Origin of the sequence: Pseudomonas alkylphenolica (genome assembly GCF_000746525.1) — a bacterium.
Taxonomy (GTDB): domain Bacteria; phylum Pseudomonadota; class Gammaproteobacteria; order Pseudomonadales; family Pseudomonadaceae; genus Aquipseudomonas; species Aquipseudomonas alkylphenolica.
The window spans coordinates 1,842,539-1,851,228 of the sequence record NZ_CP009048.1 but is presented as its reverse complement, the minus strand read 5'-3'; the positions used below and the strand labels follow the sequence as shown (position 1 = coordinate 1,851,228).

Genomic DNA, 8,690 nt, shown 5'->3' with positions numbered 1-8,690 from the left:
TTCGCTCCAGAATCAGGCGACTTCGATGCCGTTCGGATAGAGGTCGGGCCGCAATTTATGCCTCGACACCCCCGTTACCTTCTCGATTTGAAGGACGCGCTCAGCTGGGACTCGCCCAGTTGCACACATGCGCTGAACTGCCTGGGGCGTGCACCCAATGGCCCGCGAGAGCGCCGACTGCCCTCCGGCCTTTGTGCATGCCTCGATGATTGCGCTGGTAGTCATGATGGGTCTCTGCTGGTTTTTACAAGCAGAGATTACAAGTGCAGCTTTAAATCTACAAGCACATATTGCAGTGATACCTACAACAACAGGTTGTATATTTGGCGCATGAGCACTCTTCCTCAAAGAATCGCGCAAGCCCGCGAAAAGAAAGGCTTGAATCAATCCGAGCTGGCCAGAGCCATAGGGGTATCCCCTCAGGCTGTACAAGGCTGGGAGTCTGGTAAAGCAAGCCCTCGGGGCAACAGGCTCACTGAACTGTCAAAAATTCTGGGGGTTTCTGTTCAAGAGCTACTGGTAGGCCCTGGGCAACCGCCAGGAAGCCAGCCCTGCGAGAGCGAAACCGACCCGGCAAAGCTGACGCATCCGGACATGCGCCCGATCAGCATGTGGGATGACAGCACCCCTCTTGATGAAGATGAGATTGAAGTGCCGTTTCTAAAGGAAGTAGAGCTATCTGCCGGCTCGGGACGCTTTAGTGTCGATAGTCACAGCCGAGCAAAGTTGCGATTTGGTAAGTACACCCTCATGCGTTTAGGCGTACAGCCAAGTAACGTCATTTGCATGCCCGTGAAGGGCAACAGCATGGAGCCGCTACTTGCTGACGGCTCTACTGTTGCCGTTGATACAGGCGCCACTACCGTTGTTGACGGCAAGATGTACGGCATCTTCTACGAAGAAATGTTGAGGGTGAAAATCCTCTACCGGCTGGCCGGAGGGAAGCTTAGGATCAGGTCGTTCAACCGGGATGAGTACGAAGATGAGGTGGCTGACGTGTCGGCAGTGAACATCATCGGTCGAGTTTTTCAGGCATCTACAATTTTCTCTTGATCCAGAAATCAGCCTAAGCCCGCGATTCGCGGGCTTTTTTCCGCCCCCAATTGCAATTTCAGAGGGATACCCGTGAGAAAAATTACAATTCAAGCTTGCATGATTACAATATTTGCTTGTAGATTTGTCTCGTCGCCGGATCACCACCGGCCAGCAACAAAGGCAGCGATGGACAGGCCTCAACTGTTCAGAGGGTTGGCAACTGACCCAGGCGTGCAGCGTAAAGCGCGAAATTAGTTATCCGGCGGACCAGGGTCGCGGTCGGAGAGAAGAAAGCATCACTGAAGCGCCTGGCCTCCCGGGCGCTTTGGGATGCGGACGAGTACACACCGCACAAGCGGCCCCCTGCATCACTTCTGCCAACTTGAGACGAAGTTGGGGCATTGCTGGATTTGCCATAGGACTCCAGCCCGATCACCTGGTACTCCCCATCACCAGGCTGCATCGGTCGTGACGCTCGCCCTCCCCTGGTCCGGGAGGCAACGGCAGCGAGTGTCACGACCAATGCAGCCACCCCGAGGATTAATCATGGAAACGATCACTGAGGGCTCATGGATAGGCCGCCTCGGCCTCGGTCTCGCACCCCGTGAGCTGCAATGCGTTCTCGCGGTCGCCCAAGGCATGACCGCGAAGGAAATCGCCAAGCTGCTCGGGATCGCCCCGGGCACTGTCGAAAAGCGACTATCGGCAGCCATGTTCAAACTCGACGCGCCCCGCCGGGCTGCACTGGTCGCCGAAGCCATGAAGCGGCAGATCATCAGCCCGCTGTGTATCGTCCTGGCCGGATTGATGGCTATGCACGCCGTCATGGGCGATGCCGACCCTATGCGTCGCGACCGCCGTGTACCTGAGCGACGTATTGCCCAGGTCCGAATCATCCGCAAGGCCGAATCGTTCGACCTGCACGCCTGACCCCTGCCCCGAGGACTTCAATATGCACTCAGCTATCCAAGCTCGCCGGGATGGCCTGGCCGATCTGCGCGCCCGCGCCACTCTCGCCACGGCCGACTTCTACGCCAAGATCGGGCTATCCGCTCCGGCATCGGCGCCGCGCTTCCAGGCCGTCAACAAAGGCAATATGTGGCACATCATCGATAGGAAGACCGGCAAGACTTGCGGGTTTTGCGGTAGCTATCTGGCTGCTCAACAGTTCGTCGACGCGATGGAGGCAGCTGCAACGCGCAAGCTGGTCGGGCGGCAATGATCGGCGACCCCATCCCAGACCCGCGCATCCAGGTGCTTGAGCAGCTGAACGCGGACATCGACAAGTTCTTCGCCGCCGGTGGCCAAGCCACTGAGGTTGCTGGTTACCAGCGCACTCCCCTGCCAGCACGATCCGCGAAGGTCGACCCCGAAACCATCCTGAAGCGTCGGCGCCGCCGGCCAAGCACTGCAGAGCGCGCCGTCCTGCGGAAGCTCGCGGAGGATCTATGAGCAAGCGCAAACCGCACAACATGCGAGCCCGGATCGAGCGTGCCTGCCGGGCACTGCTGGGTACCAACCATGTGGCAGTGGTGAACATCGACCCAAGCGGCCAGCAGTGCCTGGTCAACTGGAAGAATTGCAGCCGCATCCGGAGCCGCCAGATCGTCGACGCGGTGTGCGATATCCCTCACCGCTGGACCATCTACCTGAGCGTGATGTGCGTTGGCACCAGCGGCGAGCAGTACTGCAAGTCCGTCGAGGTGGCGCCCCAGGGCAATTATCTGGCGTCGCACCTCACCGACGTAATCGAGGCCACCTACACGGACCTGCGCGCTCAGTGCAATCCCCAGCATGTCGTGGCTTCCGGCTGGATCGCTATTCCCGCAGACCTGACGCTTGAAGAGGCTCAGGCCGCTGCAGTGCTCGAGGCCGTCGGTGCCTGGCGACAGCAGAAGGTCGCTGCATGAAGCGCATTTCTAACCGCGTCCGGCACGGTCGCCGACAACAACACATCAATCTGCCGCCCAGCGGGCTTGCAAAAGAGCGAGGAGACGCGACGCATGAGAGTCGACCTTCCGGGCCAGTTCGACCTGCCTATCCAAGTTGCCCATCAATCGCCGCCAATGCCAACCGGTAGCAAGGAAGATCTGGCCGTGCGCATCGCCAAGGCTCTCGTCAAGTACGAGGCACGGCCTTCGTCGGCGCTCTGGATCGAAATACAGGCCTGCGCCAGCGCAATCCTCAAGTAACCACCATGCCGCGCCCGGCCACGGAGGGCGGCACCACCCTGAGGAACAATCATGAAACCAGAAATGATCACCCTGAAGCACGGTGACACCACGATCAAAATGCCGTCAGCATCCTTGGCGAAGCTGGCAATCGCCAGCGTGTTTGCTCAGGCGCTGCCGCCAGCGGCCAATGTTCAGCCGATTGTTCAGACTGGCATCCCTGCTGTCGGCCAGCCATGGCCGGGCCAGGGTGGCATCAACGCCGGCCTGGTTGCTGCTCGCGGAGACGTGCCGGAGCACTACCTGATCATCGCCGCCAAGGACATCGGCGACCGCGCCTGGGGCGGCTACCGGGAAGAGTCGAAGGCGACCAGCAAGACCGACGGCAAGGCCAATACCGAATGGCTGTGTAACGAAGAAACCGAACACCCGGCCGCCAATGCCTGCGCCGAGCACCAGGCTGATGGTCACCATGACTTCTATCTGCCCGCAGCAGCCGAGCTCTGCCAGGGCTGGGTGAACTGCCCTGAGGTGTTCGCCCAGGACTGCTACTACTGGTCGAGTTCGCAGCGCTCCGCCTACGGCGCGTTCTTCATGACCTTCGTTGCTGGCTTTCAGGACAGCATCGTCAAGTACAGCGAGCTCCGCGTCCGCCCCGTCCGCAGGTTATTCATTTAATCCTTCATTCATTCGAACAGGGGCGCATCAGCGCCTTTTTTGTTGCCTTCAGAAAGGAGCAACACATGAGCGCAGTAGAGAAAGTGGCACCTGCAATTCAGTTTCCCGAGATCGGCGAGCCCTTCGGTGGCGGCTTCTTCTCCGGCATCACCGTCGAGAACGGTCAGCGCTACGCCAACATCACCGCCGGTGCCGAGCATGAGCTGGTCGGTGAGTGGGGTGAATGCGGCGTCAAGATCGACGGCGCCGACAGCTTCACCGATAGCCGCGCCAACACGGAGGCCATGGCCGCGTCCGGCAGCGAGCTGGCACAGCAGGTTCTGGCCCTGGAAGTCGGCGGCTTCACTGACTGGGCAATCCCAGCCCGCGACGTGCAGGAGCTGCAGTACCGCCACTTCAAGCCGACCAGCCGTGAGAACTACTGCTGGAACCGTGACGGCGACAACCCCAACAGCCTGCCGGTGGGCCTGCTGTATACCGAAGAGTCGCCAGCCAAGACCCAGGTGCCGGGCTTTGCCGAGGGCGAACCTGAAGCCTTCCAGGCGCGCTGGTACTGGTCATCTTCGCAGCGCTCCGCCGGCAGCGCATTCTACTTGTACTTCGGTGATGGCTATCAGGACGACCTCGGCAAGAGGGCGACGAGCTCCGCGTCCGCCCCGTCCGCAGGTCGCTTATCGATTAATTCGCTTATTCAATCCGGCCGCTCGCGGCCGGTTGCTCAAGGAGGAGCACTGTTGTGGCAATGCACACCGATCTATCGATCTACAAGTCTTCGCTTGGCCTGCTGCAAATGGCCACGAACCTGACTCGGAACATTCCGCGCGACCTGAAGCAATCACTCGGCAAGCGGGTTATCGATGAATGCATCGATGTGCTGATGCTCATCGCCCGGGCCAATGCCACGCAGGACAAGCGCCCGCACCTGACACGACTGGTCGAGAAGGTCCAGGTGATCGAATTCCTGATGCGGCTGTTCAAGGAAAGTCGATTCATCAGCGTGCCGCAGCACGCCAAAACGATGGAGATCACCACTTCTATCGGCAAGCAGGCCAACGCCTGGAAACGCTCCACCCCAACCGCGCCCGCTACCTGAGAGTTACGGCTTTCTGGTCTGTGCGAATTGAACCTGGTCGTGCCGCTGACCTTTGGTCACCGCCATGCGCACCCTGGATACCGCCGGTCTAAAGCGTCCGTGTAGGTCCAGCGCAGTTTGCTCGCTGAAGATTCGGCGGGCCGACGTAGATAGCACGACAGGTCGCAGCGCTCCGCCAACAACGCATTCAACATGAACTTCGATGATGGCAATCAGAACAACAACGACAAGAACAACGAGCTCCGCGTCCGCCCCGTCCGCAGCTTCAACGCCCTACCCGTTCAGCGATCTGGTCCAAGCTTATTACGACTGCCGGCGCTCCAAACGCAACAGCGCCAGCGCGCTGGCTTTCGAAATGGCTCTGGAGCAGAACCTGACGGCGCTCCATCGCGACCTAGTCACCGGCCAATACCGGCCAGGCCGCTCTATCTGCTTCGTGGTCACCCGGCCCAAGCCCCGCGAGGTGTGGGCCGCCGACTTCCGCGACCGCATCGTGCACCACCTGCTGTACAACCACATCGGCCCCGGCATCGAGCGCAGCTTCATAGCGGACAGTTGCGCCTGTATCCGAGAGCGCGGCACGCTGTACGCCGCAAAGCGCCTTGAGGCGAAGATCCGCAGCCAGACGCAAAACTGGTCGAAGCCTGCCTTCTACCTGAAGTGCGACCTGGCCAACTTCTTCGTCGCCATCGACAAGCGCGTGCTGGCCAGCCAGTTGTCGGCCAGGCTCGCTGAGCCATGGTGGCAGGCCCTGGGCCTGCAGCTGCTGATGCATGATCCCCGCGAGAACTACCAGATCCGCAGCCCGGCGCACCTGTTCAACCGGGTGCCGCAGCACAAGCGCCTGACCGCGCAGCCTGCGCACCTGGGACTGCCGATCGGCAACCTGTCGTCGCAGTTCTTCGCCAATGTCTACCTCGACGCCCTCGACCAGTTCTGCAAGCACCGGCTCGGGGTCAAACACTACGTGCGCTATGTCGACGACTTCGTGCTGCTGCATGAATCGTCGCAGCAACTGAACGCCTGGAAGGCCGAGATCGAAGCCTTCCTGCCGAAGCTCGGCGCCCGACTAAACCCGAAGAAGACCATCCTGCAGCCGATTGACCGGGGCGTTGACTTCGTCGGACATGTGATCAAGCCGTGGCGGCGCACAACTCGGAAGCGGTCAGTGGCCCAGGCCATGAAGCGCGCCGCTGCAGCGCCAGCCGAGCAGCTCCGCGAGACCGCCAACAGCTACTTCGGCCTGCTCACCCAGGCCAGCCACAGCCAGAAGGACCGGGCGGAGCTTGCCAAGCTGGTGTTGCGCCGCGGGCATGTGGTCAACGGCGCGCTGACGCAGACCTACCCGAAACGATAGCGCTATCACCCAATGCGCGGCGCACCCTCACCCAATCCCAGGCCTGACCTGTACCGGGCGATGGCAATGATCTGACGCAGGCAGATGACCACCTCTTTCTTCAGCTGGTCGTCCGGAAGCCCGATCTTCTTCAGCATTGCTTCTGCCTCTTCCTCGATCGAGGCAAGGGCTTCGGTATCGCTTTGCAATGTCATGGCGACCTCCATCAGGTCGTATCGGACTTCAAGTGATAGACCACTTCACCAACTAGCGCCACTCCGGCGAGGTATACCCATGCCCACAGAAAACCGATCCAGCAACACCGAACAGATGGTCAGCGTGCCCTGGAACTTGGCCGTGTCATTGGCTGAGGACTGGGACATCTCTCTAACCAAGGCTCGTTCAAAGATGCGCACCCTCCTCGACCAGCCAGCAGCCCAGAATCAGGGCGAGCCGGTGGGCTGGACCTACGAAGGCGGGAAGGAATACACCGCCTGCCCAGATCATGCGCACGACCTCAGGGCGGAAGGCATCGAGGTAAGTCCTGTCTACCGCCACCCACCAACCGCCGACGGCTTCAGCGCCGGTGACATGGCCGACCAGGGTGCCAAGGCGTTTGCTGCGCGGGATAGCGAGGTTGAACAGTTGAAGCAGCAAGTCCTGGTTGCACGCGCCCAAGGTCGAGCCGAGGCAGTCGAGATGATCCTCGACCTTGAAGCTGAGACTGGTCTGGACGAATTCATCGGCAGTCACGCCATCGCCGACACCGGAGATTACGGCAGCCACTGGAAAGAGGACGAACTTCGCCAGCATTTCGATGTTGATCCGGCAGCAGCCGGAGAATTGGAATTGTGCCGGTACAGTGCACACCAAATCATCCAACTTGAGGATGAAGCGGAGCGCCTTCGCACCCAGATGACCACGCAGAAGTCGTGGATGGATCGTTTCGTCGAGTACTGCACCGAATCGGGCGTGCCCGAGGACCTGCTGGCCGAATACAAGGCCATCACTTCAGCCGCACCCTGACAAGAGTACACTTGTACTCTTTCTGATTTAACCCCTCTCCCCTCTATTGAATAGCCGCTATATGGCGGCCAAGGAACAATCGTGCCTGTTGAAAAGATTGCCCTCGACTCAATCGACCTGGATGCCCTGCACGTCGCCGCCAAAGCCGCTGCCGATAACGTGATCCGCTCTCACGGCTGGAAAGGGATGGTCGAAGACGCCGACCTGCCCCGAACTGACGAGCGATACGTGTCACTGGCTGACCCTGCCGTGATCGCAACGATCGTCACTGATCTGCAGAACCTTCGCAGGGCCCTAGGAGGAATGTTGTTCGCCTTCGACGATGGTGTTGGTCAGGACTGGTCGCGGGACCTTCTGGACTACGCCCGCAAGATCACGCCTGCAGTCGAGTTCAAGCCATGACCCGCCTCGCCCTCTGCCTCCTGCTGCTGGCCACCCTGACCGGCTGCAGTGAGCCTGAAAAACCAGCCGCAACCGTTGCAGCTGGTGACTACCAGGTCGACAAGCTTTTCACCGTTGAAGGCTGCACCGTTTACCGCTTTCTCGACAGCGGCGGCAACAAGTACTTCACGAACTGCTCGGGCACTATGGCCTGGAGCGAGGACTGCGGAAAGGGTTGCGACCCTCAAAAAGGGATAACTGGCGGTGCTCACCACGCTGAGCGCCAGCTCTCCCCGCACGAACAAGACAACACCCCTATCCCAGCAATGGCGCCAGTGCGCTGGAATGAAGAGAGGTATCAGCTGTGAAACTGACCGACAATCAGCGGCGCATCCTCGGTGCTCTGCGTGAAGTGTCCCGCGCAAACGTACTTCGGTACCGGGAGAAAACCCCGTACCTGTACGAGCAAGACTGCAAGAAGCTGGCCCGGGGCGATCAGGCCTGTGCCTTTGGGCTTGGAGGGCTGAGCTACCAGGTGGGCGCCCGCCTCGACCTCTCAGCTGCATCTGTGCTCAGCACATTCAAGGCTCTGGAGCGGAAAGGCCTTGTCCTGCGCGAGTCCAGCTACCCCGAGTACCACCGCCCGCGCTACTGGTGGCCTGTCGGCCTCGCTGCTGAGATGGCGGCACAGCTACTTCCTGCCGAGGGGGTGGCGCCATGAAGACCCATTACTCCCCGCACCCACAGGATGATTCTGAAGAGCAGGCCGTCTGCGGAACTTGGCTTGGCGAGGCCAGCAACTTGTCTGGCGACTGGTCCCGCGTGGACTGTCGGCACTGCATCAGGAGAAAGGGGGAAATATCGTCGTCAATCGCTGCCGAGGAGGATGCAATTGTCCAGCAGATGGGCGACATGGCTAGTTTCATGCGTGAGCAGCGTTTGGATGTAAAGCGAGAGGTGACGCCATGAT

General features: G+C 60.3%; 17 protein-coding genes. 15 read left to right on the top strand and 2 right to left on the bottom strand.

Going from position 1 to position 8,690, the window contains the following annotated elements:
- Positions 1 to 12 precede the first annotated feature (12 nt).
- Complete coding sequence (locus PSAKL28_RS08650) at positions 13 to 225, bottom strand: transcriptional regulator (protein WP_038608982.1); 213 nt, start codon at positions 223 to 225, stop codon at positions 13 to 15.
- A 105-nt stretch (positions 226 to 330) separates the two neighbouring features.
- On the opposite strand from PSAKL28_RS08650, the gene PSAKL28_RS08645 reads away from it, so the two are divergent.
- The 10 genes from PSAKL28_RS08645 (at position 331) to PSAKL28_RS08600 (ending at position 6,334) form a co-directional block, all read left to right on the top strand.
- Entirely contained in the window at positions 331 to 1,053 is a 723-nt protein-coding gene (locus tag PSAKL28_RS08645) for an XRE family transcriptional regulator (protein WP_038608980.1), read from the top strand.
- Positions 1,054 to 1,581: 528 nt separating this feature from the next.
- Positions 1,582 to 1,965, top strand: a complete 384-nt coding sequence (locus PSAKL28_RS08640) for a response regulator transcription factor (RefSeq protein WP_038608978.1) — start codon at positions 1,582 to 1,584, stop codon at positions 1,963 to 1,965.
- Between the two features lie 22 nt (positions 1,966 to 1,987).
- Entirely contained in the window at positions 1,988 to 2,257 is a 270-nt protein-coding gene (locus PSAKL28_RS08635) for a hypothetical protein (RefSeq protein ID WP_038608976.1), read from the top strand.
- Entirely contained in the window at positions 2,254 to 2,487 is a 234-nt protein-coding gene (locus PSAKL28_RS08630) for a hypothetical protein (RefSeq protein ID WP_038608974.1), read from the top strand. Before PSAKL28_RS08635 ends, PSAKL28_RS08630 begins: the two co-directional genes overlap by 4 nt.
- Complete coding sequence (locus tag PSAKL28_RS08625) at positions 2,484 to 2,945, top strand: hypothetical protein (RefSeq protein WP_038608971.1); 462 nt, start codon at positions 2,484 to 2,486, stop codon at positions 2,943 to 2,945. Before PSAKL28_RS08630 ends, PSAKL28_RS08625 begins: the two co-directional genes overlap by 4 nt.
- 93 nt (positions 2,946 to 3,038) lie before the next feature.
- Entirely contained in the window at positions 3,039 to 3,227 is a 189-nt protein-coding gene (locus tag PSAKL28_RS08620; protein ID WP_038608968.1) for a hypothetical protein, read from the top strand.
- 51 nt (positions 3,228 to 3,278) lie between these two features.
- Complete coding sequence (locus PSAKL28_RS08615) at positions 3,279 to 3,884, top strand: Lcl C-terminal domain-containing protein (RefSeq protein ID WP_038608965.1); 606 nt, start codon at positions 3,279 to 3,281, stop codon at positions 3,882 to 3,884.
- Positions 3,885 to 3,949: 65 nt separating this feature from the next.
- On the top strand, positions 3,950 to 4,690 hold the full coding sequence (locus PSAKL28_RS08610) for a DUF1566 domain-containing protein (RefSeq protein WP_306452907.1): 741 nt from the start codon (positions 3,950 to 3,952) through the stop codon (positions 4,688 to 4,690).
- On the top strand, positions 4,621 to 4,977 hold the full coding sequence (locus tag PSAKL28_RS08605) for a four helix bundle protein (protein WP_038608963.1): 357 nt from the start codon (positions 4,621 to 4,623) through the stop codon (positions 4,975 to 4,977). Before PSAKL28_RS08610 ends, PSAKL28_RS08605 begins: the two co-directional genes overlap by 70 nt.
- Before the next feature lie 202 nt (positions 4,978 to 5,179).
- Positions 5,180 to 6,334 (top strand): RNA-directed DNA polymerase, encoded by a 1,155-nt coding sequence (locus PSAKL28_RS08600; protein WP_075226465.1) that lies wholly within the window; start codon positions 5,180 to 5,182, stop codon positions 6,332 to 6,334.
- A 5-nt stretch (positions 6,335 to 6,339) separates the two neighbouring features.
- On the opposite strand, the gene PSAKL28_RS08595 is transcribed toward PSAKL28_RS08600, so the two are convergent.
- On the bottom strand, positions 6,340 to 6,528 hold the full coding sequence (locus PSAKL28_RS08595; protein WP_038608961.1) for a hypothetical protein: 189 nt from the start codon (positions 6,526 to 6,528) through the stop codon (positions 6,340 to 6,342).
- Between the two features lie 79 nt (positions 6,529 to 6,607).
- Between PSAKL28_RS08595 and PSAKL28_RS08590 the strand changes: the two genes are divergently transcribed.
- The 5 genes from PSAKL28_RS08590 (at position 6,608) to PSAKL28_RS08570 (ending at position 8,689) form a co-directional block, all read left to right on the top strand.
- Complete coding sequence (locus PSAKL28_RS08590; RefSeq protein WP_157687009.1) at positions 6,608 to 7,339, top strand: hypothetical protein; 732 nt, start codon at positions 6,608 to 6,610, stop codon at positions 7,337 to 7,339.
- 81 nt (positions 7,340 to 7,420) lie between these two features.
- Entirely contained in the window at positions 7,421 to 7,741 is a 321-nt protein-coding gene (locus PSAKL28_RS08585; RefSeq protein WP_257011867.1) for a hypothetical protein, read from the top strand.
- Positions 7,738 to 8,088 carry a DUF4884 domain-containing protein gene (locus PSAKL28_RS08580; protein WP_038608956.1) on the top strand — a complete coding sequence of 117 codons (351 nt, stop codon included), beginning with the start codon at positions 7,738 to 7,740 and terminating at the stop codon, positions 8,086 to 8,088. Before PSAKL28_RS08585 ends, PSAKL28_RS08580 begins: the two co-directional genes overlap by 4 nt.
- Positions 8,085 to 8,441 (top strand): hypothetical protein, encoded by a 357-nt coding sequence (locus PSAKL28_RS08575; RefSeq protein ID WP_038608949.1) that lies wholly within the window; start codon positions 8,085 to 8,087, stop codon positions 8,439 to 8,441. Before PSAKL28_RS08580 ends, PSAKL28_RS08575 begins: the two co-directional genes overlap by 4 nt.
- Entirely contained in the window at positions 8,438 to 8,689 is a 252-nt protein-coding gene (locus PSAKL28_RS08570) for a hypothetical protein (protein ID WP_038608946.1), read from the top strand. The genes PSAKL28_RS08575 and PSAKL28_RS08570 overlap by 4 nt, the downstream gene beginning before the upstream one ends.
- Position 8,690 lies beyond the last annotated feature (1 nt).